The organism is Streptomyces bicolor (assembly GCF_000719285.1).
Lineage (GTDB): Bacteria > Actinomycetota > Actinomycetes > Streptomycetales > Streptomycetaceae > Streptomyces > Streptomyces bicolor.
Genome location: NZ_JOFS01000005.1, coordinates 483,057 through 507,398 on the forward strand (window position 1 = coordinate 483,057; position 24,342 = coordinate 507,398).

Sequence of the window (24,342 nt, forward strand, 5' to 3'; positions counted from 1 at the left end):
TTAGGGGCGATCCGGCGCTTCGGCGCGGCCCGCCTCCCTGGGGCGCCCTCAGGATTCCCGGTCGTCCTCGGGGCCGCAGGAACTGCCGTCGGCGGGCAGCGTGCCGTACAGCAGGAAGGCGTCGACCTTGCGGTGCACGCACTTGGAGGAGGCGTATCCGGTGTGGCCGCTGCCCTTGTTGTCCAGGACCACGGCCGAGGGGCCGAGCCGCTTCGCGGTCTCCACGGTCCAGCGGTACGGCGTCGCCGGGTCGCCGCGCGTGCCCACGAGGAGCATCTTCGGTGTGTGCACGTCTTTCACCTCGTCGCGGATGAAGTCCGTGCCCCGGGGGCGGCCGTAGCACAGCAGCACCCCGGTGAGCCGGTAGGGGCCGAAGACCGGTGAAGCCTGCTCGTACTCGGCGCGCAGCCGGTCGAGACGCCCCACGATCTCCTCGCCGGTGGGGCGGTCGGGGTCGTCCGCGCAGTTGATCGCCATCATCGCCGCGGGGAGGTTGTCGAGGGGGACGTCCTCGGCGTCGGCGAGAGCGCCGTCCGGCTCGTCGGTCTCCTCGCGGTGCCTCGGCGCGGCCCCGCCCGACGCGAACGCCTCGATGGCGTGCGTGTCGCCGTCCCAGAACAGCGAGGCGAGGGCCCGCTCCAGGGACGGCCACAAGTCCTCGCTGTAGAGCGCCTGTCCGAGGGCGCCGACCAGGTCCTGCCCGCTGAAGGGCTCACCGAACGCCGACGGCACAGGGCGCTCGTCCAGCGAGTCGACGCGGCGCAGCACCTCCTTCCTGGCCTCGCGCGGGTCCTGCCCGAGCGGACAGGCGATGTCCTTCACGCACCAGTTGATGAACTCCTCCAGCGCCTTCTGCTGGCCCTGGGCGCCCACCAGGCCCTGTTCGGTCAGCGGTTCGGTCAGCGTGTCCACGCCGTCGAGCACCAACCGGCCGACCTTCTCGGGGAACTGGGCGGCGTAGACGGCGCCGAGGCGTGTTCCGTAGGAGAAGCCCAGGTAGTTGAGCTTGTCGTCGCCGAGGGCCTGGCGCATCACGTCCATGTCGCGCGCGGCGTTGACCGTCCCGATGTGCGGAAGCACCGGTCCGGAATGCCTGGCGCACACGTCGGCCGCCTTCTTGAACTGCGCCAGCACGTGCTGCGGATCACGGCCGAGTTCCGAGCCGTCGTCGTCCACCGCGATGTCCTCCTGGCCGTCTCCGCAGCTGACCGGTGAGGACCTGCCGACGCCGCGCGGATCGAAGGTCACGATGTCGTAGTTGTCCGTCAGCTCCATGAACTCCTTGCCGCCCCCCGCGAATCCAGGGACGCCGGCGACGCCCGGCCCGCCGAAGTTGAGCAGCACCGAACCCCGCTTCTCACCCGTGGCCCGGTAGCGGGCGAGCGCCAGCTCCAGGGTCCCCGCCTTCGGGCGGGCGTAGTCGAGGGGGACGGTGACCTTGCCGCACTGCAAGTCCTTCGGCTGTCCCTCACCCGGGCACTTCGCCCAGGTGACCTCCTGCCCATAGAAGCGGCTGAGGTCGGGGCCGGGGTCGTCCGTGGACATCGGCAGAGCCGTGCCGAGCAGGACCATCCCGACCGCGCCGGTGACCGCGCAGCGCCGCAGCATGGGCCGCGTTGACAGCTTGGCCAGCATCGATGCCTCCAAAGACGCCCGTCGCGGACCGGGAAACGGCGTCCTCGCTCACGATAAGCGGCGCCCGGAACGCACGCCTCCGGACGTGCGGGACCGCCTGGGTCGGCGTACCCTTCGCCCCTTGCGTTCCTATCGGGCGTTTTTGCCACTAGTTCGACAACCGTGCCGCTCGATGGGGTGAAAGGCAGATAAGCCATAACCCGAATGGTTCGCCCGCGTTTTATCCGGTGCGGGCGAACGCCCGCGACCATGTCTGGAAGGCAGGGAACCTATGAGACGGGTTACCCGAAACGGTGTGATCGCCGTCGCCGCCTCGGGCGCGATGGCCATGGCGGTGCCGGCGTACGCCGACTCAGCGGCGGACGGTGCCGCGGCCGACTCGCCCGGGCTGCTCGCCGGCAACACCGTCCAGCTCCCGGTGCACGTCCCGGTGAACGTGTGCGGGAACACCGTGAACGTGGTGGGGCTGCTCAACCCCGCCGCGGGCAACAGCTGCGCCAACAAGGACGGCGGCGGCAAGCCGGGCGCCGCGTCGCGCGGCGGGGCTTCGGCCGAAGGAAGCGGAAAGGATTCGGCGGGGATCGCGTCCGGCAATGTCGTGGAGCTCCCGGTCCACCTCCCGGTGAACGTCAGCGGGAACAGCGTGAACGTGGTCGGCGTCGGCAACGCGGTGACCGGCAACGAGTCGGTGAACGGTCCCGACGACAGCCCTCCCCCCACCACCAGGCCGGCGCCCAAGCCGTCCGAGCCGAGGACGCACCCGCCGCGGCCGAGGGCGGTGCCGCCCGCGTTCGTCCCCCAGGGGTCCGAGGGCTCCCTCGCCCACACGGGAGCGGACCAGGCCCTCGCAGCCGCGGTGGGCGGCACGGTTCTCGTGCTGGGCGGGGCCATTCTGTACCGGCGGTTCCGCCCCCAGGCGGTGCGCTGACCCCGTCCTCGCGACCGTGGCACGGAAGGCCCCACCGGGCAGGCGAGCGGTGGGGCCTTCATTCCCTGCGTACGGACACGCGTCCGGTGGTCCCCCATGCGCGGCAACGGCTTGATCATGCCGTGACGCCCCCGCTGACCATCCGAAAGGATGTCGTGCGCACGGTCGATCACCGTGCGCACGCAGCCCCCGACGGAATGGAGCGCACCCATGGCCTCTCCGGCCCCCGAAGACCTCGTCGTGACACGGGCCGACCTCGACGACTGGCCGCTCGTGCGCGAGTGGGCCGTCGCCGAGGGGTGGAACCCGGGGGTCGCGGACAGCGCGGCCTTCTTCGCGCAGGACCCGGAGGGCTTCTTCATCGGCCGGATCGACGGCGAGCCCGTCTCGTCGATCTCCGTCGTCAACTACGGCTCCGACTACGCCTTCCTGGGCTGGTATCTGGTCCGCCCCGACGTACGCGGCCGTGGCTACGGCCTCACCACGTGGAAGACGGCGTTGGCGCACGCGGAGAACCGCACGGTGGGCCTCGACGGCGTCGTCGCCCAGCAGGACAACTACCGCCGCTCGGGCTTCGAGCTCGCCCACCGCACCTTCCGGTTCACCGGAACGGCACCCGCCGTCGAGGCTCCGGCGGACGTCCACGCCGTACGGCCCGCCGACCTGGCGGAGATCAAGGCGTACGACGGCACCTGCACGCCGGCCGACCGCCCCCGCTTCCTCGAGCACTGGCTCACCGGGCCAGGACACCACGCCGTCGTCCGCCGCGACGGTGACCGCGTCACCGGCTACGGCGTGATCCGCCCCGGCCACGACTGCCCGCGCATCGGCCCGCTCTTCGCCGACACCGCCGAGGACGCCCGGGCGCTCCTGGCCGCCCTGACCGCGGAGGTGGCCGGCCGCGAGGTCGCCATCGACGTGCCCGAGACCAACGCGGCGGCGGTCGCCCTCGCCGAGGGGGCGGGCTTCACGCCCTCCTTCGAGACGGCTCGCATGTACACGGGCCCGGTGCGGCCGTACGCGCAGGAGAGGGTCTTCGGCGTCACCACGCTGGAACTCGGTTAGCGGCACCCGACCGGAACACCGGCGTCCGGGCCGTACGGCACTCGAAACCGCCCGTCAGCCCGTTCGCCGGTGGAACCGGAAGTGCAGCGCGCGGACGTCCTCCGCCAACTCGGGCACCGGGCCCTCCACCGCGACACCCGGGGCGACCTCCTGGACCGGCAGCGTCCGTACCGGCGGGGCGGGCGCCCCCAACTCGGCCAGCCATCCGCCCAGTTGCTCCGACGAGGCGACGTACACGATGCGTCCCAGGCCGACCCACGCGTGCGCGGCCGCGCACATCGGGCAGTGCTCGCCGGAGGTGTAGACGGTCGCGGCCGCCCGCTCCTCGGGCGACATGTGGGCGGCGGACCAGCGTGCCAGCTCGAACTCGGGGTGCCGGGTGCGGTCGCCCGAGGCCACCCGGTTGTGGTCCTCGGCGAGCACGATGCCGTCCGCCCCCACCAGCACCGAACCGAACGGTTCGTCCCCGGCCTCCAGTGCCTCGGTCGCGAGCTCGACGCATCGGCGCAGATACGGAAGTTCGGCGTCCTTGACGACCATCGTGTACGGCCCTCCTCGCGGCGCGGTCCTCCCGGTCACCTTATGATCGCTCCTCTCCGTGCAGCCCGTGATCGCCGACTCGAGGCTGGAAAGGCGTGCCGCGATGCCCGCGTGGCTGACCGTGGCCTGCAGGGAGGCGGCCACTTCGATCGCATCCAGGCCCGCGTCGACGGTCCGGCACGCAACCGCGACCGGTTCAGCGCATACCTGGCAGCCGTGCGGCCGGAGCACGGCCAAGGCGCCGTTGACCGGTAAAGCTGTTGCCCTGCGCCCCGCCCGATGCTGGAGTGAGTCCATGGAACATGCCTCGATACTCGCCCTGTACGACCGGGACATGCGCGAAGGCGCCCAGCCGGACAGCCCCGACGCCCGGGTCGAGCGGGCCGGGCGCGTGGTCCGCCAGATCTCCTCGGCACGCGGCTGGAACGGCGTCGTGTGGTCCGACCTGGACGAGGCGAGCGCCGACGCGGCGATCACCGAGCAGATCGCCCATTTCGCCGCGCTCGGCCGCGAGTTCGAGTGGAAGGTGTACGGGCACGACCTCCCGATGGACCTGGGGCGGCGGCTCAGGGACGCCGGGTTCACGGCCCAGCCCGAGGAGACGCTGATGATCGGGGAGGTCGCCGGTCTCACCCTGGACGCCGAGCCGCCGCAGGGCATCCGCGTCCTGCCGGTGACCGACGCGAAGGGCGTCGACCTCGTCGCCGAGGTGCACGAGAAGGCGTTCGGCACCGACAGTTCCCGCATGCGCCACCAACTGCTCGCCCGCCTCGCGACCGACCCGGACACCGTGGTCGCCGTGGTCGCGCTGGCCGGGGACACACCCGTGAGCGCGGCCCGCATGGAGTTGGTGCCCGGCACCCGGTTCGCCGGACTGTGGGGCGGCGGCACCGTCGAGGCTTGGCGCGGGCGCGGCATCTACCGCGCCCTGGTGGCCCACCGTGCCCGTGCCGCCGTGGACCGCGGCTACCGGTACCTCCAGGTCGACGCCATGAGCACCAGTCGCCCCATCCTGGAGCGCCTCGGCTTCGCACCGCTGACCACCACGACGCCGTACGTGTACGTGCCGTAGGGAGAGATCACGGGCCGAGGTCGCAGCTGGTGAGCAAGAAAACCCGTTGGCGGACCACAGCGACCGTTGCTAATCTCCCGGAGGCCGTGCGAGAGAACGAGGAGGTGGTACCCGTGAACGCAGTATCGACATGGGTGCTCCCCTCCGGGGTCGCGGTCGGGCGATAGGTCGTCCGGGAGCGCCGTCTCTGCGCACTCCCGAAAGGCACGACCGTGCACTTCACTTCTGAACAGCGCCTCGACGACGGCGTCCTCGAGCGCGAATTCACCCTCGGCGAGATCCCCGGCACCCTGTGGACGCCTGGATCCGCATCCCCGTCCGCACCGGCCCCGCTGATCCTGATGGCTCACAACAACGGCCTGCCCAAGGCGGATCCCCGGCTGGTGGCCCGGGCCCGGTACACCGCGGCGCGCGGCTACGCGGTGGCCACCATCGACGCCGCCGGGTGCGGTGACCGGCCGCGTTCCGCCGCCGACGAGCAGGCCCGTGCCGACCTCAGGCGGGCGATGCAGGCCGGCGAGCCGGTCGACGAGATCTTGGAGTCCTTCATTGGCCCGCTGGTCGACAACGCGGTCCCGGAATGGCAGACCACTCTGGACGCCCTCCTCGAGCTGCCCGGGATCGGCGGCCCGGTCGGGTACTCCGGGGGGTGGACCGCCCTCGGCATTCGGCTGGCGGTGGTCGAGCCGCGCATCGCGGCCGCAGGCTTCTTCGCCGGGGGGTACGTGCCCCGTGCCCAGCGCGAGGAGGCCCGGAAGGTCACCATTCCGCTGCTGTTCCTGCTGCAGTGGGACGACGAAGGCAACCCCCGGCAACGGGCCCTGGACCTGTTCGACGCCTTCGGCAGCAAGGAGAAGACGCTGCACGCCAATCCGGGCGGGCACACCGGCACTCCGTGGTTCGAGCTGGAGGACGGGTGCCGGTTCCTGGACCGACATCTGAAGTGAGGCCGGGCCGTCTGACGGGCAGCAGACGGTAGGTGGTACCGCGGGGCGCGCATGGCGTCCATGCGCGCCCCGTGTCCGCGTCGCTGCGCGCATACGACGTCAGCGCCGCGCCTTCGTCCTGTCCAGCGCGGCCACGCCCAGCGCGGCGAGGCCGATCTGGATGAGCCACTCGACCCAGTCGACGCCGTCGGTGTCGGCCACGTCCAGGCCGGCCGCGATCGCCGAACCGAGCAACGCGGCCACGATGCCGACGAGGATCGTCCACAGGACCCCGATGCGCTGACGGCCCGGAATCACGAGGCGCCCCAGCACACCGATGATGATGCCGATAACAATGGCACTGATGATGCCCGAGATCTCCATTTCGTCCCTCTTCCTCCTGTCCCCGCATGGGTTCGAGTTCCCCGCGGACGCTGGGACAGTCGGTTCCGCTTCAACCGGCCACCGTCGCCGGTCCCGCGCGACTCAAGCCCCGCCCCCGCCCCACCCCGTGGCGGCCACCACTTCGGCGGCGATGTCGATCACCGAGCGGCCGTCGGTCACCACCCGAAGCACGTCCGCGGGCGCACGCTCGTCCAGGAGCAGGGCCTTGCGGGCGCTGTTGCGCACCTCGTGCTCCAACTCGGAGCCGAGTTCGCGAGCGGTCAGCCGCTGTTCGGCCGTCTCGTCGGTGGCGGTGAGCAGAACCCGTACGAGCCGTACGCCGTCCCCCATGGCCCGGCGGAACATGGGCGCGGTCTCGTCGAGCACGCTGCCGGTGTTCGTGTAGACGAGCCGCCGGTACCCGAGCTCGGCGTAGTTCCGCCACACGGCGGCCAGGTTCCGCTCCGTGATGCCGGCCCGGTGCGCGTCGCCGGCCGGTGCCGGATGGACGTATCCCATGAAGTCGCCGTCGATCACGGCGTGCGCGACCTGTGCCGCCCGCAGCCGGGCCGACACCTCCCAGCCCACCGTGGTCTTGCCGACCCCGGCCCGTCCCCCGATGAGGAGTGCTTCCGTGTGATCCATAAGGGCAGAGTGCCCGGCTGCGGGCGTCCTGGGCGAGTGGAACGGTCGAACGGCCGCAGTGTGTGCGGGAGTTGTCAGTGCTGTTCGCGGAGAGATGGTGGCAGGGGGCGCCGCGCCACCCGGTCCGCGGTGACGCGAGGCTGGTACGGATCGCCCAACTCGTCCGTGGGCTGGATTGACATGCAGGCATTTACCTGCATAACTTTGTGTGTGCGATCAGGAAGCGACTCCGGAATGGACAAGGTCTTCAAGGCGCTGGCCGACGACACGCGCAGACGGCTGCTGGACCGGCTGCACGAGCACAACGGGCAGACGCTGGGAGAGCTGTGCACGCGCATCGACATGGCGCGCCAGTCGGTGACCCAGCATCTGGCCGTCCTGGAGGCCGCCAACCTCGTCAGCACGGTGCGGCGGGGGCGGGAGAAGCTGCACTACCTCAATCCGATCCCGCTGCACGAGATCCAGGAGCGGTGGATCGACAAGTTCGAGCACCCGCGCCTGCGCGTACTGGGGGCCGTGAAACGACGAGCCGAGGAAGCCATGACGGACAAGCCCACATTCGTGTACGTCACCTACATCGAGAGCACGCCGGAGAAGGTCTGGGACGCGCTCACCGACGCCGACCTGACCGCCGCCTACTGGGGCCACAGCAACGTCTCGGACTGGCAGCGGGGCTCCCGCTGGGAACACGTCCGTACGGACGGCTCGGGCATCGCCGACGTGGTCGGCGCCGTCGTCGAGAGCGAGCGCCCGAACCGCCTGGTCACCACCTGGGTGGCGCCGGACGAAGAGGGGCAGGAGGACAAGTACTCCAGGGTCACCTTCGACATCCAGCAGCACGCCGAGATCGTCCGGCTCACCGTGACCCACGAGGACCTGCCGGACGAGAGTGCGCGCGCCGACGTGGCGTCCGGCTGGCCGGCGGTGCTGTCCAACCTCAAGTCGCTCCTGGAGACCGGTCACGTCCTGCCCCAGGAGCCGTGGCTGATGCCGACCCGCTGAACAGGGCGCCCGTGAGGACGCGAAGAGGCCGGTCCGCGGGTGCGGACCGGCCGGAAGGCTTCCTCTCCGGGTGCTCGCCGGGTGGGCTCGCGGCGGTGTGCTGCTACGGCCTGGGGGTGCTCTTCGCAGCCGTGCCGGCGCACAGCATCCCCAGGATCACGGCCAGCGCGCCGATGATGATGTTGTTGACGACGACACCCGCGTCCGGGCTGTCGCCGACGATCCACGGCGCGATGATCATCCAGGCGCCCATCGCACAGAAGGCCCAGCTGAGGCCGTACATGCGCTCCGGTGCCCGGGTGAACCCGAGGGCCAGCAGGCCGATCGCGATGCCCACGATCAGGTTGTGGGTCACGAGCGCGGGCTGGCTGGTCGTGTAGTGGAGTATCCAGGGGGACACCGCGCAGTACAGACCGAGCAGGAACACCGGTCCGTCCACGAGCGCCACGTCGCGACCGCCGAGCATGCGGTCGTAGCGGTCCCGCATTTCGGATACATCAGGGTGGGCGGATATGTCACCTCTGGTGGGCTGCACGTTGGCCATGACTCGTCTCCTTTGACTCGCAGGCCTGACCGCGTCTGGTGCGGTATGCGGTAAGCGCCGCCTACGGTCATTCTGCGCTTATTTTTTCTTTATGTGTAGAGCTGTTCGAGATCATGGTGGTGGTGTCGATCCGGGGGCGGGCCGTTCGTGTAAGGGGGGAGAGAACACGACGCAGGTCCGAGGAGGCCGTCATGAAGTACTACCTGCTCAATGTGATGCAGCCCGTCGGGGAACCGCCCGCCCCGGAGGTCCTGGGCGAGATCGAGAAGAACCTCGACGCCCTCAACCGGGAGCTGCGGGAGGCGGGCGCGTGGGTGTTCGCCGGGGGCCTGCACGGCCCGGAGTCCTCCACTGTGCTCAGGCCCCGCGACGGCGACGTCCTGGTCATCGACGGGCCGTACGCCGAGGGCAAGGAGATGCTCGGCGGCATCAGCCTGATCAAGGCCCCCGATCTGGACGCCGCCCTCGAGTGGGGCCGCAGGCTGGCGCTGGCGACCACCCTGCCGATCGAGGTGCGGCCGTTCATGGGCGAGGCCGAGGACCGATGACGATCCCGGGCGTCGAGGACGTCTTCCGCGCGGAGTACGGCCGCGCGGTCGCCGTCCTGGTCCGCTTCCTCGGCGACCTCGACCTCGCCGAGGAAGCGGTCCAGGAGGCCTTCACCACGGCCGTTCGGCGCTGGCCGGAGACCGGAGTGCCGCCGAGCCCCGCGGGGTGGATCATCACCACCGCCCGCAACCGTGCCATCGACCGGCTGCGCCGCGAGGCCACCCGGGACGAACGCCACGCCCAGGCCGCCCTGCTGCACGCCCCCGACGCATCGCCTGAGGAGGGCCCCGTGCGCGACGAACGGCTCCGGCTCCTCTTCACCTGCTGCCACCCCGCCCTCGCCATGCAGGCACGCGTCGCCCTCACCCTGCGCCTGCTCGGCGGGCTCACCACCGCCCAGATCGCCCGTGCCTTCCTGGTGCCCGAGCCGACCATGGCCCAGCGCCTGGTGCGGGCCAAGGCGAAGATCCGCAACGCCGGGATCCCGTACCGCGTGCCCCGCGACGCCGACCTGCCGGACCGGCTCTCGGGAGTGCTGGCCGTCGTCTACCTGATCTTCAACCAGGGGTACGAGGGGGAGGCGGGCCTGTGCGAGGAGGCCGTCCGCCTCGGACGCCTGCTGACCGAGCTCATGCCGGACGAACCCGAGGCCACCGGGCTGCTCGCGCTGATGCTCCTCGTCGAGTCCCGTCGGGACGCCCGGCAGGACGAACACGGCGAGCTCGTGCCGTTGCCCGAGCAGGACCGTGCCCGGTGGGACCGCGCACTGATCGCCGAGGGACAGGAGCTCGTCCGGCGCTGCCTGCGCCGCAACCGGCCGGGGCCGTACCAGATCCAGGCCGCCATCCAGGCCGTGCACAGCGACGCGCCGACCGCCGAGGCAACGGACTGGGGGCAGATCCTGCGGCTGTACGACCAGCTGATGGCCCTCGCCCCCAGCCCGGTCGTGGCCCTGAACCGGGCGGTCGCCGTCGCCGAGGCCGAGGACCCGGCCACGGCCCTCGCCCTGGTGAACGCGCTGGACCTCGACGGCTACCACGTCTTCCATGCCGTCCGCGCCGACCTCCTGCGCCGGCTCGGGCGGGACGCGGAAGCGGTGCGGGCGTACGAGGCCGCCATCGGGCTCACCCGGAGCCCGGCGGAGCGCGCCTTCCTCCAGCGCCGTAGGCGCACCCTCACACGCTGAGCGCCTCCCGCACCGCCACCTCGGCCTCCGCACCGCCCTCGCCGGACGACGTGACCCGCCCGGCCTCCAGGACGTAGTACCGCTGCGCCGCCCGCATCGCGAACCCGACGTGCTGTTCGACCAGCAGCACCGACAGCCCGCCCCGGGCGGCCAGGGCGAGGATCGTCTCCTCGATCTCGGTGACCACCGACGGCTGGATGCCCTCGGTCGGCTCGTCGAGGAGCAGCAGCCGGGGCTCCGTCACCAGGGCACGGGCGATGGCGAGTTGTTGCCGCTGCCCGCCGGAGAGCAGGCCTGCGCGGCGACCCGACAGCGCGCGCAGCGCCGGGAACAGGTCCAGTGCCTCGGCGACCGATTCCCTCCCACGCTTGCGCCCGTCCGCGACCAACTGCAGGTTCTCGGCGGTCGTCAGATGCGGGAACGCCTGCTGGCCCTGCGGGACGTACGCCATCCCGCGCGCGACCCGTTCATGCGGCTTGCGGCGGGTGATGTCCTCGCCGTCGAACCGGATGGTCCCGCCGGTCGGGGTGAGCAGGCCGACTGCGGCCCGCAGCAGTGTGCTCTTGCCGGCGCCGTTGTGCCCGAGGACCGCGGCGACACCGTCCTTCGGCACCTCGACGGACACCCCGTGCAGGACGCTGCTGCGGTGGTAGCCGACGCGCACGTCGTCGATCTGGAGCATCATGCCTCCCGCACGGCCACGTCGGCGGTGGCCTCGGCGGCCGTGTGCCCGAGGTACACCTCCTGCACCTTCGGGTCCGCCTGGACCTCGGCCACGGTGCCCTCGCTGAGCACCTTGCCCGCGTGCAGCACGCTGACGCTGCGGGCGAAGGACCGCATGAAGTCCATGTCGTGCTCGATGACGACCACGGTCCGCTCCGCGCTGATCCGCTCCAGCAAACTGCCGGTCGCCTGGCGCTCATCGTGGCTCATGCCGGCCACCGGCTCGTCGAGGAGCAGCAGCCGCACGTCCTGCACCAGCAGCATGCCGATCTCCAGCCACTGCTTCTGACCGTGCGCGAGCGTCCCGGCGGGGGAGTCGGCGAGGTCGGTGAGCCCGACCGTCTCCATCGCCTTGGCTACCGGTTCGGGGACGCCCTTGCGGCGCCGCAGCATGGTCCACATGCTCCGCCCCGCGCCCGCCGCGATGTCCAGGTTCTGCAGGACCGTCAACTCCTCGAAGACCGTGGCGGTCTGGAAGGTCCGGCCGATGCCCGCCCGGGCGATCCGGTGCACGCTCCGGCCGAGCAGTTCTTCGCCGCCGAACCGCACGGACCCCGCCGCTTTCACCAGCCCGGTGACCGCGTCGACGAGGGTCGTCTTGCCCGCGCCATTGGGACCGATGAGGAACCGCAGATCGCCGGGGCGGACGTCGAGGTCGACTCCGTCGACCGCGGTGAACCCGTCGAAGGACACCCGCAGTTGGCGTATTTCCAGGCCGGTCATGCTGCTTCTCCTACGGGGATGACGGCCGCCTTCTTCTCCGCTGCCGCTGCCGCCCTGCGTCGCCGTACGACTGTCGCCAGCGAGGCCAGACCGCCGGGCAGGAAGGCGAGCGCGACGATGAACAGCAGCCCCTGGAAGTAGGTCCAGGCCGCTGGGAACTCCTCCGACAGTGCCGTCTTCGCCCAGGCCACCGCGATCGCGCCGAGGACCGCGCCGACCAGGCTGGCCCGGCCTCCCACCGCCGCGCCGATGACGAACTCGATCGACGGCACGATGCCGATGAGCGCGGGCGAGATGATGCCGACCGCCGGCACGAACAGCGCACCCGCGAGGCCGGCCATCCCGGCCGCGACGACGTAGGCGACCAGCTTGACGTTCGCCGGGTCGTAGCCGAGGAAGCGCACCCGCTCCTCCGAGTCCCGCACGGCGACGAGGAGTTCGCCGTAGCGGCTCTGGATGAGCTGGCGGGCGAGCGCGATGAGCAGCAGCAGTACGGCCGCGATGATGAAGTACACCGTCCGCTGGTTGACCGGGTCGTCCAGGGCGTAGCCGAAGAAGCCCTGGATGTCGGTGAGTCCGTTGGTGCCGCCGGTCGTGGCCTGCTGGCCGATCAGCCAGATGGCGAAGGCGGCGGCGAGCGCCTGGCTGAGGATCGCGAAGTACGCGCCCTTGACCCGCCGCCGGAAGATGAACGAGCCGAGCAGCGCCGCGACCGCCATCGGCAGCAGGAACGTCGCGGCCAGCGCGAACACCGGGTTCGCGAACGGCTGCCACCACCAGGGGAGTTCGGTGGCGGTGCCGTACAGCTGCATGAAGTCGGGCAGGTTGCCGGGCCCCGCGTCGGCGATTTTGAGGTGCATCGCCATGGCGTAGCCGCCGAGCCCGAAGAACACGCCCTGCCCGAGCGTCAGCAGCCCGCCCCGGCCCCAGGCCAGGCAGATGCCGACCGCGACCATCGCGACGCACAGGTACTTGGCGAGCAGCCCGAGCCGGAAGTCGGACAGGACCAGCGGGGCGACGGCGAACAGCACGACGGCCGCCCCCACGAAACCGGCCGCCGCCCGGGCCGACCGGCTCTTGAGCAGGTTCATGCGAGACTCCTCGTCCGCAGCGTGTACAGCCCCTGGGGCCGCCACTGGAGGAACGCGACGATGCCGACGAGCACCAGCACCTTGGCGACGCTGACGGTGGTGGAGTACTCCAGCACCGACTGGAGCACCCCCAGCGCGAAGGCGACGATGACCGTGCCCTTGAGCTGTCCGATACCGCCGACCACGATCACCAGGAAGGCGTCGATGATCACGTTGGTGCCCATCGTCGGCCCGATCGGACCGACCAGCGTCAGCGCGACTCCGGCCACGCCCGCGAGCCCGGAGCCGATGAAGAAGGCCGTACGGTCCACGGTCGAGGTCGAGATGCCGGACACCTCAGCCAGGTCGCGGTTCTGCACCACGGCCCGGATCCGGCGGCCCAGCGGCGTCAGCCGCAACGTCAGCGACAGCGCGACGACCGCCGCGACCGCCAACCCGAGAATGAACAGGCGGCTGTTGGCGACGGTGAGCGGATCGTCGCCGCCGATGAGAGTGATGTTCCCGGTGAGGATGTCGGGCGCGCGGGTTTGCACGTTCGGCGCGCCGAAAAGGTCCCGGGCGAGTTGCTGGAGCATCAGGGAGACGCCCCAGGTGACGAGAAGTGTGTCAAGTGGCCGCAGATACAGCCGTCGTATCAGCAGCCATTCGAGAAGTGCGCCGAGGGCGCCCGAGACGAGAAAAGCGACGGGCAGAGCGACCAGCAGCGAAATTCCGGCGCTCGAAATGGACTTCTGCAGGACATACGTCGTGTAGGCGCCGGCCATGATGAACTCGCCGTGGGCCATGTTGATGACGTTCATCTGGCCGAACGTGAGCGAGAGACCGAGCGCGATGAGCAGCAGGACGGCACCGATGCTGATGCCGGTGAAGGTCTGACCGAGGATCACGGTCATGCGGCGGCTCCGGGGAGGCGGGGGGCGCGGGGACCTCGGCGTACGCGAGGCCCCCGAGAAGCGATCGGTCAGGACAGGCCGGAGGCCCAGGAGTAGCCCTTGAGGTACGGGTCCGGCTTGATGGGCTTGCCGGAGTCCCACACCTGCTCGATCAGTCCGTCGGAGCCGACCTTGCCGATCCGGGCGGTCTTGTAGATGTGCTGCGAGGCGCCGTCGACGGTGACCTTGCCCTCGGGCGCGTCGAAGGTGATGCCGTCCGAGGCGGCCTTCACCTTCTCCGGGTCGAAGGACTTCGCCTTCTCGACCATCGCCTTCCACAGGTAGACCGAGACGTACGCGGCCTCCATCGGGTCACTGGTCGGCTTGTCCTGGCCGTACTTCGCCTTGTAGGCCTTCACGAACTTCTCGTTCGCGGCGCCCGGGGTGGTCTGGTAGTAGTTCCAGGCCGTCAGCTGTCCGTCCAGGTACTGCGTGCCGATCGACTTGACCTCCTCCTCGGCGATCGACACCGAGACGACCGGCATGCTCTTCGCGGTGAGGCCCGCCGACTTGTACTCCTTGAAGAAGGCCACGTTCGAGTCGCCGTTGAGGGTGTTGAACACCGCGTCCGCCTTTGACGCCTTCACCTTGTTGGCGATCGTGCTGAACTCCGTGGACCCCAGCGGCGCGTAGTCCTCGCCGAGGATCGTCATGCCGTTGGCCTTGGCGTACGCCCTGATCTCCTTGTTGGCGGTGCGCGGGAAGACGTAGTCGCTGCCGACCAGGTAGAGCTTCTTCAGTCCCTGGCTCTTGAGGTAGTCGAGGGCCGGGACGATCTGCTGGTTGGTGGTCGCGCCCGTGTAGAAGATGTACGGCGACTCCTCCAGGCCCTCGTACTGCACGGGGTAGAACAGCAGCGATCTGTTCTTCTCGAACACCGGCTTGACCGCTTTGCGGCTGGCGGAGGTCCAGCAGCCGAAGGTGGCCGCGACGCCGTCCTCCTTGATGAGCTTGGTCGCCTTCTCGGCGAAGGTCGGCCAGTCGGAGGCGCCGTCCTCGCTGATCGGCTTGATCTTCTTGCCGAGGACGCCACCGGAGGCGTTGATCTCGTCGACGGCGAGCATCAGCGAGTTGCGTACGGTCACCTCGCTGATCGCCATCGTGCCGGACAGCGAGTTGAGCAGACCGACCTTGACCGTGTCGCCGCTGACGTCGATCTTCGCCGCCTTGTCGGACGAGCCGGCCGCGTCGGTCTTCGCACCGCACGCCGAGAGGGCCACGACGGCCGCGAGCGAGGCGGTACCGGCCAGGAAACGACGCCGGTGGATATGAGGAAGGCTGGACAAGTGAACCTCCTTGAAGGGCGGTGCACAGCCTCAAGTCGGCCTGTTTCCATGGTGTTTCGGGTCACTTACCCAGCTGTATCTTCCGGCTCTCCGCAGGAAAAGAAACGGGAAACAAAAAAGCCCCGGGTTAGATTCCGCACCGGAATTCACACTTCGCCCGAGGCATTCTAGTTACTTCCTGCAGGAAGTATCTGGGGTGGGTGGGTGCATGTCAAGGCTGAGCTGTCAGGGCCGAGCGGCGGCGTCCAGGTCGAGCTGGGTGAGCACGTCGAAGTCCACGCCGTCCGCCTGGGCGAGGTAGATGCGCTGCCTGACATGGCTGCCCCTGAGTCGCAGCAGTCCGCGCGGCCCCTCGTACGACACCGACTCGGCCGTCGCGCCGATGGCCCTCACGTCCAGCGTCCCGGCCCGGGCGACGAGTGCGGCGAGCAACAGCACGCCCTCGTAACACGATTCGCCGAGACTCCCGGGAGCCGGTGCCTCGATGCCGTACCGCCCGGCATACCGGCCGTGGAAGTCGAGGGTGTCCTGGTTGGCGAGCGAGGCGAAGAACCCGGCGGTGCTGTAGAGGCCGGCGGTCGCCGTGGGGCCGCTGGCCAGCAGCATGTTCTCGTCCATGAGTGTGCTCAGCCGCAGGCAGCGCTGGTCGAGGCCGGCCGCGGCGAACGCCCGGTTGAACCGGACGGCGTCGTTGCCCACCAGGAGCATCACGACGGCGTCCGCGTCCGACCGCTCGATCCGCCGCAGCACGCCGTCGAAGTCATGGGTGCCGAGCGGCAGATACACCTGCCCGCACACCCCGCCGCCGGACTCGCGCGCGTAACCGCACGCGGCCCGCGCGGTGCGCCGCGGCCACACGTAGTCGTTGCCGACGACGAACCACCGGCGCACCTTGCGCTCGGCCGCCAGTAGCCGCATCGCGGGCCGCAGTTGGTCGTCCGGTGTCTCGCTGGTCAGATAGACGCCGGTGGTGTGCTCCCCGCCCTCGTACAGCGCGGTGTACACATACGGCACCCGGTGCGCTATGCGCGGGGCGAGCTCCTGGCGCACGGAGGAGATGTGCCAGCCGGTGACGCCCTGCACGACGCCGAGGTCCACCAGCGCCTCGACCCGGTCGGCGATCTCACGGGGCTCGGCGCCGCCGTCCACCGGCAGCAGCCGCAACTCCCTGCCGAGCACGCCGCCCGCGTGGTTGACCTCCTCCACGGCGAGTTGTGCGCACAGTTCGCAGGTCGGCCCGAAGATGCCCGCGGCGCCCTGCATCGGGAAGACGAGGGCGACGCTGAGCACGGAGTCGTCGACGGTGAACCAGTCGAGCGGATGGGGGTCGAGCCGGCACATGCGGTCATGATTCCGGTCCCGTTCGGTGAACTCCAGTCCGTCTCGGGGGCTGGGCGGTGGGGAAGTGGTGGACGTCGACGGTGCTTGCGTGACATGTGGACGATCCTTTGGTGAAGCGGCACTTGTACGATGACGGCACCCCGGGACCGAGGAGCAGGATGCCCACACCTCCGCGTCAGCCCCAGGACCTGATGCAGCTGTTGACGCGCGCCGAACGCCTGGCGGCGCGCCGGCTGCGGAGCGTCCTCGACGGGGGCGGCTGCTCGATCGAGGCCTGGCGGGTGCTGTCGCTGCTCTCCGACGGCGAGGGCCACGCCATGACGGCGGTGGCCGAAGCGGCCTTCCTGCCCCCGGCGACCCTGACCAAGCTGGTCGACCACCTCGTCGACCAGAACCTCGTGTACCGCCGGGTCGACCCCCTCGACCGACGCCGCATACTCGCCCACCTCACCCCGCGCGGCGAGGCCTACCGGCGGCGGATCAGCCGCGAGGTGCGGGCCGGCATGCCGGTGCTCGGCGAGAGCGACGACGACCTGCTGCGTGGTCTGCTGGAGCGACTGGTCGGCACGCTGGAGCAGACGGCGGCCGAGACTGCCGGCTGACCGTGTCCGTACTGCGGGACTGGTGGCGAAACCAAGCCGATCTCCAAAGAAACAGCAGGTCAGCGGCCGGGTGATGGGCAATCAGGTGGCGCAATGATTCAGCAACACCACTGGCCGGAAACCATCGATATGGTCGCCGCATGCCACCTGAACGAACCCGCGAGCACACCGCGCCGCTCGCCGCCGCCCGCCGCCGTCGGCTGCGTGCGGACCGGGCGCGTCAGCTCGCGGACCTGCTGCGGCATCTGGTTCTGACCGGGGGATTTCCCGGGGGAGCGCTTCCCCACGAGGACGTCCTCGCCGCCGACTACCAGGTGTCACGGAACACCGTGCGGCACGCCCTCGACCTGCTGCGCGCCGAGCAGCTCGTCGAGCGGATGCCCGGCGTCGGCACCGTCGTCGTCGCCGAGAAGTACTCGCACGGCCTCGACCGGCTGATGGGACTCGCGGAGACCCTGCGGGAACACGGCCGGGTCACCAACGAGGTACGCACCATGGGGCCCGTCGCCGCCCCCGCACCCGTGGCCGAGCGTCTGCGCCTGCCCATCGGCACCGACGTGCTCTACATCGAGCGCCTGCGCAAGCTGAACGGGCTGCCGCTCTCCCTCGATCTCACCTATCTTCCCCTGGACATCGGCAGTGAGCTGATCGGCGCCGACCTGGAGAACACCGATGTCTTCCGGCTGCTGGAGCAGATCACCGGGCAGCCGCTCGGGCACGCGGAGATCACCCTGGAGGCCGTGAACGCCGACGCGCACTCCGCCACCGTGCTCCAGGCGCCGCGCGGCACCGCCGTGCTGATGCTGGAGCGGCTCACCCACCTGTGCGACGGCAGGCCCGTGGACCTGGAGTTCATCCGGTTCCGCGGGGACCGGATCACGATGAGCGGGCTGCTGCGCCGCTCGGTCTGAATCGCCGCATATCCGTACTTCCGTATGTCCGCGGTCCACTGAACACCCGCGATCCGCGCAGCGTTTCTCTCACCCCTCGCAGTACCTCACTGGAGACAGCCATGCCCTTGGTGCCCCAGCGGGCCGACGTGCCCGTGACCGTCGACGAGTCGAAGTGCATCGACGGCTGCACGCTCTGTGTCGACATGTGTCCGCTGGACTCCCTGGCGATCAACCCCGACAGCGGCAAGGCGTACATGCACGTCGACGAGTGCTGGTACTGCGGCCCCTGTGCCGCCCGCTGCCCCACCGGGGCCGTCACGGTCAACATGCCCTATCTGCTGCGGTGAAAGGCCCACATCCGATGAAACGCACGACTCCTGCCGCCCTGCTCGCGATCGCCCTTGTCAGCATCCTCGCCACCGGCTGCGGCGGCGACGCCTCGGCCGGCGACGACACGCACATCACCGTCACCGTCGGCTACCAGTCCAAGACCATCAACACCGTCACCGCCGGCACCCTGCTGCGCTCCCTCGGCTACTTCGAGCGTGAACTCGCCGCCCAGGGCGAACGGGACGGCATCTCCTACAAGGTGGAGTGGCAGGACTACGCCACGGGCGCGCCCATCACCGCGCAGATGACCGCGGGGAAGATCGACATCGGGTCGATGGGCGACTTCCCGCTGCTCATCAACGCCGCCCGCGGCAAGCAGCTGAACCGCCCCACCCACCTCGTGTCGGTCACCGGATACAACCTGAAGGGCGCCCTCAACACCGTGGTGACGGCGCCGGACTCGAAGCTCGGCTCGCTCGAGGACCTGCGGGGCAAGAAGGTGTCCACGAGCGTCGGCTCGGCGGCGGACGGCACCCTCGTACGGGCGCTCCAGCGGGCCGGGCTCGACGCCGAGAAGGACATCAGCAAGCTCAACCAGCAGCCGGCGGTGGGTGCCTCCGCGCTCCAGGCGGGCAGTGCCGACGCCCTGTCGCAGTTCGTGGCCTGGCCCGGGCTGCTGGTCTTCCAGGACAAGGCGAAGGCGCTGTACGACGGTGCGGAACTCGATCTGCCCACCTTCCACGGGGTCACCGTCCGCGAGGACTTCGCCGAGCAGCGGCCGAAGGTGCTCGATGCCTTTCTCACCGCGCAGACCGAGGCGACGAACTACCTGAACGACCACCCCGTGCAGGCCGCCGAGAAGGTCGCCGAGGCCACCGGACTGCCTCCGGAGGTCGTCTACCTCTACAACGGCAGCGGCGGCATCGCCACCTTCGACCCGGCCGTCAAGCCGCAGCTCGTCTCCGCGCTGAAGAAGGACGTGTCGGTGCTGAAGTCGGCGAAACTCGTCGGCGACGTGGACGTCGACTCGTTCGTCGACGACGGCCCGATCAAGCGCGTGTACGGCAAGGAGTACGCCGAGCGGCTCGCCGCCACCCCCGGCGCCTCGCGCAGCGAGGTCTGGCTCAAGGGCGAGGACAGCACCCGCCCGTTCGACTCGCCCGCCGCCCTGCTGAAGTTCGTCGCCGGGCACGAGGGCGAGGTGCGTGCCGCCTACGTACCGGACGCCACCAACGGCACCCGCTGGTACGCCGACAAGGCGGTCTGGGTCCAGGACGGCAAGGAGTTGAAGCCCTTCGTCACCGCCTCCGCCGCCGACGCGTACATCCAGGCCCACTCCGGTGCCCGTACCGTCTCCTACGCCAGCGCTCTGGAGCTGGCGTCATGACCGCGGTGACGGCCCCGCCGAAGAAGGCGTCGGCGGGGCCGGCACCCACTCGGCGCACGGCCCGCCTCCGGCCGGTCGTCCGCGTCCTGTCGCTGCTCGCGGCGCTCGGGCTGTGGCAGCTGCTCACCACGCTCGACGTCCAACTGTGGCTGCGCTTCGACCAGTTCCCGTCCGTCACCGACGTGGCCGGGGAGTTCGGAGAGCGGATCGGCGACGGCGCCTACTGGCAGGACGTGACCGACAGCCTGCGCCGGATCGTCACCGGCTTCCTGCTCGCGGCGGTGCTCGGCGTCGCCGCGGGCGTGGCCGTCGGCCGGTCCCGCTGGGCCGCGGACCTCGTCGGGACGGTGCTGGAGGTGCTGCGGCCCGTCCCGGCCATCGCGTTGGTACCCGTGGCGATCCTGCTCTTCCCCAGCAACGAGCAGGGCATCGTCTTCATCACCTTCACCGCCGCGTTCTTCCCGGTGCTGGTCGCCACCCGGCACGCGGTGCGCGCGCTCGCCCCGGTCTGGGAGGAGGCGGTGCTCACCATGGGCGGTGGACGGTGGCGGGTGCTGGCCTCCGTGGTGCTGCCCGGCGCGCTGCCGGGGATCTTCGGCGGGCTGTCGGTCGGAATCGGCGTCTCGTGGATCTGTGTGATCTCCGCGGAGATGATCTCCGGCGAGTACGGGGTCGGCTACCGCACCTGGCAGGACTACACCGTCATCGACTACCCGGGCGTGTTCACCGGCATCGTCACCATCGGCCTGCTCGGCTGGCTGACCTCCACCGTGGTGGAGCTCCTGGGACGCCGGCTGACGCACTGGCTGCCGCGGCGCGAGGGGAAGGCCACAGCATGAGCACGGACACCGACACGACCGTCACCGCACCGCGCACCGAGCAGCCCGCCCCAGGTGCACGGCTCAGCGTCACCGGCGCCGAGCTCGGCCGACCGGGTGCCGTGGTGCTGCGCGGGCTGGATCTCGAAGCCGCCCCCGGCGAGATCCTCACCGTCGTCGGCCCGTCCGGGTGCGGCAAGTCCACCCTGTTGCGGACGCTGGCCGGGCTGCTGCCCGCGCTCGCCGGACAGGTCGTCCAGGACGGGCGGCCCGTCACGGGCCCCGGCGCGGACCGGGCGCTGGTCTTCCAGGAGGACGCACTGCTGCCGTGGCGTACCGCCCGGGCCAACGTCGAACTCCCGTTGGCGATCAGGGGATTGGGCCGAGCCGAGCGCCGGGCCAGGGCGGAGCAGTGGCTGGAGCGGGTCGGGCTGGCGGGTCTGGAGCGGCAGTTGCCGCACCGGCTCTCCGGAGGACAGCGACAGCGCGTGCAGCTCGCCCGCGCCCTCGCCGGGCAGCCGCGGGCCGTCCTGATGGACGAGCCGTTCGGCGCCCTGGACGCCCAGACCCGGGCCAGTATGCAGCAGTTGCTGGTGGAGGTGTTGCAGGGGACCGGCGCCACCGTGGTCTTCGTCACCCACGACGTGGACGAGGCGCTGTTCCTCGGCGACCGTGTCGCGCTGCTCGGCGCAGGCGGCCTCGCCGGGGTCCGGCCAGTGCCGAGCCCCCGTGACCGCGGCGCCCGCGACACCCCCGCGACCGTGGCACTGCGCCACGACATCCTCGAATCCCTGGGCCCCCGAGCGTCCTGAGGCCGACTGGGCCGCCGCGTGTCCTGGGCGTCCCTCCGCACGCGAGCGTCCCGACCCTCCCTCGGCCTCGAGCGTTCCGAGAGCCCCTCCGCCGCCCCGCACGTCCTGAAAGGCACTCCCGCCATGAGCACCCCGACCCTGACGGAGATCCCCGACCTCGACTCGGCCGAGGAGCTGAGCTGCGACGTCCTGGTCATCGGCGGCGGCACCGCCGGCACGATGGCCGCGCTGACCGCCGCCGGGCGCGGTGCTTCCGTGCTGTTGCTGGAGAAGGCCCATGTACGGCACTCCGGGGCGCTGGCCATGGGCATGGACGGCGTCAACAACGCCGTCATCCCCGGCCGCGCCGAACCCGACGACTACGTCGCCGAGATCACCCGCGCCAACGACGGCATCGTCGACCAGTCGACGGTCCGTCAGACGGCCACCCGGGGCTTCGAGATGGTGCGGCGCCTGGAGTCGTACGGGGTGAAGTTCGAGAAGGACGAGCACGGCGAGTACGCGGTCCGGCAGGTGCACCGCTCGGGTTCGTACGTGCTGCCGATGCCCGAGGGCAAGGACGTCAAGAAGGTCCTCTACCGGCAGCTGCGCAGGCGGGAGAACCGTGAGCGGATCCGCATCGAGAACCGGCTGATGCCGGTGCGGGTCCTGACCGCCGGCGGCAGGGCCGTCGGCGCGGCCGCCTTCAACGCCCGCACCGGTGCCTTCGCGACCGTACGGGCGGGCGCCGTGATCCTCGCGACCGGTGCCTGCGGCCGGCTCGGGCTGCCCGCGAGCGGCTATCTGTACGGCACGTACGAGAACCCGACCAACGCGGGCGACGGCTACGCGATGGCGTACCACGCGGGCGCCGAGCTCACCGGCATCGAGTGCTTCCAGATCAACCCGCTCATCAAGGACTACAACGGCCCGGCCTGCGCCTATGTCGCCAACCCGTTCGGCGGCTACCAGGTCAACCGGCACGGGCAGCGGTTCGTCGACTCCGACTACTGGTCCGGGCAGATGATGGCGGAGTTCGCCGCCGAGGTCGCCTCCGACCGCGGGCCGGTCTACCTCAAGCTCAGCCACCTGCCGGAGGAGTCCATCTCGGCCCTGGAGTCGATCCTGCACTCCACCGAACGCCCCACCCGCGGCACCTTCCACTCCGGACGCGGTCACGACTACCGCACCCATGACGTGGAGATGCACATCTCCGAGATCGGCCTGTGCGGCGGCCACTCCGCCTCGGGCGTGCGGGTCGACGAGCACGCCCGTACCACCGTGCCGGGTCTGTACGCGGCCGGCGACCTGGCCTGCGTGCCCCACAACTACATGATCGGGGCGTTCGTCTTCGGTGACCTGGCGGGCGAGGACGCCGCCCAGTACACGGCGCACCGGGGCGAGTTGCCGCAGGACCAGCTCGCCGAGGCCCACGAGTTGATCTACCGGCCGCTGCGCAACCCCGACGGCCCGGCCCAGCCCCAGGTCGAGTACAAGCTGCGCCGGTTCGTCAACGACTACGTCGCCCCGCCCAAGAGCGGCGCCCGGCTCTCCCTGGCGCTGGAGCACTTCGAGCGGATGCGGGACGAGATCGCCGAGATGGGGGCACGGACGCCGCACGAGCTGATGCGCTGCGCCGAGGTCTCCTTCATCCGCGACTGCGCGGAGATGGCGGCCCGGTCCTCCCTCGCCCGCACCGAGTCCCGCTGGGGCCTCTACCACAAGCGCATCGACCACCCCCAGCGGGACGACACGGCCTGGCTGCACCATCTCGACCTGCGCAAGAGCCCGACCGGAGCGATGGAGTTCACCGCGCGTCCCGTCGAGCCCTACCTCGTCCCCGTCGACGAGTTCACCCCCACCGGCGGCCCCGCCCGCCACCTGGGCGAGGTACGGCCGCTGGAGACGGCCACGGCGGGGCACCGCGAGGCACCGCCCGCAGCGCTCACCCCGAAGAGGGGCGGCGCGGCCGACCCCGCCGACCCGACGCACGGAACCCCGGAATCCACCAGGGAACGGCTCCTCGCAGTCGTCGCGCTCACGGAGGAGGAACCCGATCTCCCGGCCCTGGAGCCCTACTTGAAGGACGCGGACGCCGCCGTACGTCTCGCCGCCGTCAAGGCACTGACCGAGACGGTCCCACCCGGGGCGGGCCCCGCACTGGCCACCGCCCTGACCGACGGCGACGGCCGGGTGAGCGCCGCGGCCGCCGCCTCGCTGCGCGAGCTGGCCGAAGTCCTCACGGCGGAGCCCGAGTTGCGCGCCCCGCTGGTGGCCGCCGCGCTGGCGGCAGCGGATCCGACGGCCCGCGCCGCGGCACTGGACCTGCTGCGCGCCCTGCGCCTCGGGGACGCCGAACTGTTCGCCGGGCTCCTGGCCGACGCGCACATCGAGGTGCGGTTGGCCGCCGTACGCGCCCTGGTCTCGGTGGACGCCGTCGAGGCCCTGTCCGGGGCGGCCGGCGACGCGGCGCGCGAGGTCCGGGTCGCCGTGGCGCGCGGGTTCGCCGCCGTGGCCCCGCACATCGACCGGGACGCCGGCACCTCGGCCGCCCTGCACCGTCTGACCGGCGATCCCGACGTCCTGGTACGCGCGGCGGCGTTGGAAGCCCGCGGCGTCCTCGGCGTCCCCGACGGACTCCTCGCCCCCGTGACGGCGGCGCTCACCGACCCGGCCTGGCAGGTCCGCGCGGGAGCCGCGACCGCACTGGGCGGGGCGGCACCGGACCAGGGAGTGCCCGCCCTCAGCGGGGCACTGCGCGACACGAACGCCGATGTGCGCAAGGCCGCCGTACTTGCTCTGCTGCGCCACACCGCACGCGACGACGCCCGTACGGCACTCGCCGCCGCGGTCGACGACCCCGACGCCGACGTCCGCGCGTACGCGGGCCGGGCGGGGCGGTGATCCGGCGCCTTCTCAACTCCGGGACTCATCGGTCGGGTTGACCGG

At 70.9% G+C, this 24,342-nt stretch carries 25 protein-coding genes; 14 read left to right on the forward strand and 11 right to left on the reverse strand.

Features of this window, described 5'->3' with window-relative positions:
• Positions 1–48: 48 nt before the first annotated feature.
• Positions 49–1,635, reverse strand: a complete 1,587-nt coding sequence (locus IF78_RS0108285; protein ID WP_031480153.1) for an alpha/beta hydrolase — start codon at positions 1,633–1,635, stop codon at positions 49–51.
• 271 nt (positions 1,636–1,906) lie between these two features.
• Between IF78_RS0108285 and IF78_RS0108290 the strand changes: the two genes are divergently transcribed.
• Together IF78_RS0108290 and IF78_RS0108295 are read left to right on the forward strand one after the other, a co-directional pair.
• Positions 1,907–2,563 (forward strand): chaplin, encoded by a 657-nt coding sequence (locus IF78_RS0108290; RefSeq protein ID WP_031480155.1) that lies wholly within the window; start codon positions 1,907–1,909, stop codon positions 2,561–2,563.
• Positions 2,564–2,773: 210 nt separating this feature from the next.
• A complete protein-coding gene (locus IF78_RS0108295; RefSeq protein ID WP_031480157.1) occupies positions 2,774–3,628 on the forward strand; it encodes a GNAT family N-acetyltransferase in 855 nt (284 codons plus the stop codon).
• A 54-nt stretch (positions 3,629–3,682) separates the two neighbouring features.
• On the opposite strand, the gene IF78_RS0108300 is transcribed toward IF78_RS0108295, so the two are convergent.
• The gene (locus IF78_RS0108300) at positions 3,683–4,168 is read right to left on the reverse strand and encodes a nucleoside deaminase (RefSeq protein WP_031480159.1); all 486 of its coding nucleotides are present in this window, start codon (positions 4,166–4,168) and stop codon (positions 3,683–3,685) included.
• Positions 4,169–4,463: 295 nt separating this feature from the next.
• Between IF78_RS0108300 and IF78_RS0108310 the strand changes: the two genes are divergently transcribed.
• Together IF78_RS0108310 and IF78_RS0108315 are read left to right on the forward strand one after the other, a co-directional pair.
• Complete coding sequence (locus IF78_RS0108310) at positions 4,464–5,240, forward strand: GNAT family N-acetyltransferase (protein WP_031480161.1); 777 nt, start codon at positions 4,464–4,466, stop codon at positions 5,238–5,240.
• 212 nt (positions 5,241–5,452) lie between these two features.
• Positions 5,453–6,187, forward strand: coding sequence for a dienelactone hydrolase family protein (locus IF78_RS0108315; RefSeq protein WP_031480163.1), 735 nt, complete (start codon positions 5,453–5,455; stop codon positions 6,185–6,187).
• A 99-nt stretch (positions 6,188–6,286) separates the two neighbouring features.
• On the opposite strand, the gene IF78_RS0108320 is transcribed toward IF78_RS0108315, so the two are convergent.
• Both IF78_RS0108320 and IF78_RS0108325 read right to left on the reverse strand, forming a co-directional pair.
• On the reverse strand, positions 6,287–6,550 hold the full coding sequence (locus tag IF78_RS0108320) for a GlsB/YeaQ/YmgE family stress response membrane protein (RefSeq protein ID WP_031480165.1): 264 nt from the start codon (positions 6,548–6,550) through the stop codon (positions 6,287–6,289).
• A gap of 102 nt (positions 6,551–6,652) precedes the next feature.
• A complete protein-coding gene (locus IF78_RS0108325) occupies positions 6,653–7,195 on the reverse strand; it encodes an AAA family ATPase (RefSeq protein ID WP_031480167.1) in 543 nt (180 codons plus the stop codon).
• Positions 7,196–7,429: 234 nt separating this feature from the next.
• Between IF78_RS0108325 and IF78_RS0108330 the strand changes: the two genes are divergently transcribed.
• Positions 7,430–8,197, forward strand: a complete 768-nt coding sequence (locus IF78_RS0108330; protein ID WP_031480169.1) for an ArsR/SmtB family transcription factor — start codon at positions 7,430–7,432, stop codon at positions 8,195–8,197.
• A gap of 103 nt (positions 8,198–8,300) precedes the next feature.
• On the opposite strand, the gene IF78_RS0108335 is transcribed toward IF78_RS0108330, so the two are convergent.
• Positions 8,301–8,741 carry an SPW repeat protein gene (locus IF78_RS0108335; protein WP_031480171.1) on the reverse strand — a complete coding sequence of 147 codons (441 nt, stop codon included), beginning with the start codon at positions 8,739–8,741 and terminating at the stop codon, positions 8,301–8,303.
• A 191-nt stretch (positions 8,742–8,932) separates the two neighbouring features.
• Between IF78_RS0108335 and IF78_RS0108340 the strand changes: the two genes are divergently transcribed.
• Together IF78_RS0108340 and IF78_RS0108345 are read left to right on the forward strand one after the other, a co-directional pair.
• The gene (locus tag IF78_RS0108340) at positions 8,933–9,289 is read left to right on the forward strand and encodes a YciI family protein (RefSeq protein ID WP_031480173.1); all 357 of its coding nucleotides are present in this window, start codon (positions 8,933–8,935) and stop codon (positions 9,287–9,289) included.
• Complete coding sequence (locus tag IF78_RS0108345; RefSeq protein ID WP_031480175.1) at positions 9,286–10,476, forward strand: RNA polymerase sigma factor; 1,191 nt, start codon at positions 9,286–9,288, stop codon at positions 10,474–10,476. Before IF78_RS0108340 ends, IF78_RS0108345 begins: the two co-directional genes overlap by 4 nt.
• Here the strand turns inward: IF78_RS0108345 and urtE are convergent.
• From urtE to IF78_RS0108375, 6 genes are all read right to left on the reverse strand, one after another.
• A complete protein-coding gene (gene urtE, locus IF78_RS0108350; RefSeq protein WP_031480177.1) occupies positions 10,466–11,158 on the reverse strand; it encodes an urea ABC transporter ATP-binding subunit UrtE in 693 nt (230 codons plus the stop codon). The two genes, IF78_RS0108345 and urtE, sit on opposite strands and share 11 nt — an antisense overlap.
• Entirely contained in the window at positions 11,158–11,922 is a 765-nt protein-coding gene (gene urtD / locus IF78_RS0108355; RefSeq protein ID WP_031480179.1) for an urea ABC transporter ATP-binding protein UrtD, read from the reverse strand. Before urtD ends, urtE begins: the two co-directional genes overlap by 1 nt.
• The gene (urtC, locus tag IF78_RS0108360) at positions 11,919–13,013 is read right to left on the reverse strand and encodes an urea ABC transporter permease subunit UrtC (protein WP_031480181.1); all 1,095 of its coding nucleotides are present in this window, start codon (positions 13,011–13,013) and stop codon (positions 11,919–11,921) included. Before urtC ends, urtD begins: the two co-directional genes overlap by 4 nt.
• Positions 13,010–13,906 carry an urea ABC transporter permease subunit UrtB gene (gene urtB / locus IF78_RS0108365; RefSeq protein WP_031480183.1) on the reverse strand — a complete coding sequence of 299 codons (897 nt, stop codon included), beginning with the start codon at positions 13,904–13,906 and terminating at the stop codon, positions 13,010–13,012. The genes urtC and urtB overlap by 4 nt, the downstream gene beginning before the upstream one ends.
• Before the next feature lie 68 nt (positions 13,907–13,974).
• Positions 13,975–15,231 carry an urea ABC transporter substrate-binding protein gene (gene urtA / locus IF78_RS0108370; protein ID WP_031480185.1) on the reverse strand — a complete coding sequence of 419 codons (1,257 nt, stop codon included), beginning with the start codon at positions 15,229–15,231 and terminating at the stop codon, positions 13,975–13,977.
• A gap of 225 nt (positions 15,232–15,456) precedes the next feature.
• A complete protein-coding gene (locus IF78_RS0108375) occupies positions 15,457–16,572 on the reverse strand; it encodes a substrate-binding domain-containing protein (protein ID WP_031480187.1) in 1,116 nt (371 codons plus the stop codon).
• 158 nt (positions 16,573–16,730) lie between these two features.
• On the opposite strand from IF78_RS0108375, the gene IF78_RS0108380 reads away from it, so the two are divergent.
• The 7 genes from IF78_RS0108380 (at position 16,731) to IF78_RS0108410 (ending at position 24,297) form a co-directional block, all read left to right on the forward strand.
• The gene (locus tag IF78_RS0108380) at positions 16,731–17,174 is read left to right on the forward strand and encodes a MarR family winged helix-turn-helix transcriptional regulator (protein WP_031480189.1); all 444 of its coding nucleotides are present in this window, start codon (positions 16,731–16,733) and stop codon (positions 17,172–17,174) included.
• A gap of 140 nt (positions 17,175–17,314) precedes the next feature.
• Entirely contained in the window at positions 17,315–18,085 is a 771-nt protein-coding gene (locus tag IF78_RS0108385) for a GntR family transcriptional regulator (RefSeq protein WP_031480191.1), read from the forward strand.
• A 101-nt stretch (positions 18,086–18,186) separates the two neighbouring features.
• Positions 18,187–18,414: a 4Fe-4S dicluster domain-containing protein gene (locus IF78_RS0108390; protein ID WP_031480193.1), complete on the forward strand. Its 228-nt coding sequence runs from the start codon at positions 18,187–18,189 to the stop codon at positions 18,412–18,414.
• Positions 18,415–18,428: 14 nt separating this feature from the next.
• The gene (locus tag IF78_RS0108395) at positions 18,429–19,784 is read left to right on the forward strand and encodes an ABC transporter substrate-binding protein (protein ID WP_031480195.1); all 1,356 of its coding nucleotides are present in this window, start codon (positions 18,429–18,431) and stop codon (positions 19,782–19,784) included.
• On the forward strand, positions 19,781–20,623 hold the full coding sequence (locus tag IF78_RS0108400; RefSeq protein ID WP_031480197.1) for an ABC transporter permease: 843 nt from the start codon (positions 19,781–19,783) through the stop codon (positions 20,621–20,623). The genes IF78_RS0108395 and IF78_RS0108400 overlap by 4 nt, the downstream gene beginning before the upstream one ends.
• The gene (locus IF78_RS0108405) at positions 20,620–21,414 is read left to right on the forward strand and encodes an ABC transporter ATP-binding protein (RefSeq protein ID WP_031480199.1); all 795 of its coding nucleotides are present in this window, start codon (positions 20,620–20,622) and stop codon (positions 21,412–21,414) included. The genes IF78_RS0108400 and IF78_RS0108405 overlap by 4 nt, the downstream gene beginning before the upstream one ends.
• Before the next feature lie 123 nt (positions 21,415–21,537).
• Positions 21,538–24,297 (forward strand): fumarate reductase/succinate dehydrogenase flavoprotein subunit, encoded by a 2,760-nt coding sequence (locus tag IF78_RS0108410; protein ID WP_031480201.1) that lies wholly within the window; start codon positions 21,538–21,540, stop codon positions 24,295–24,297.
• Positions 24,298–24,342: the final 45 nt, after the last annotated feature.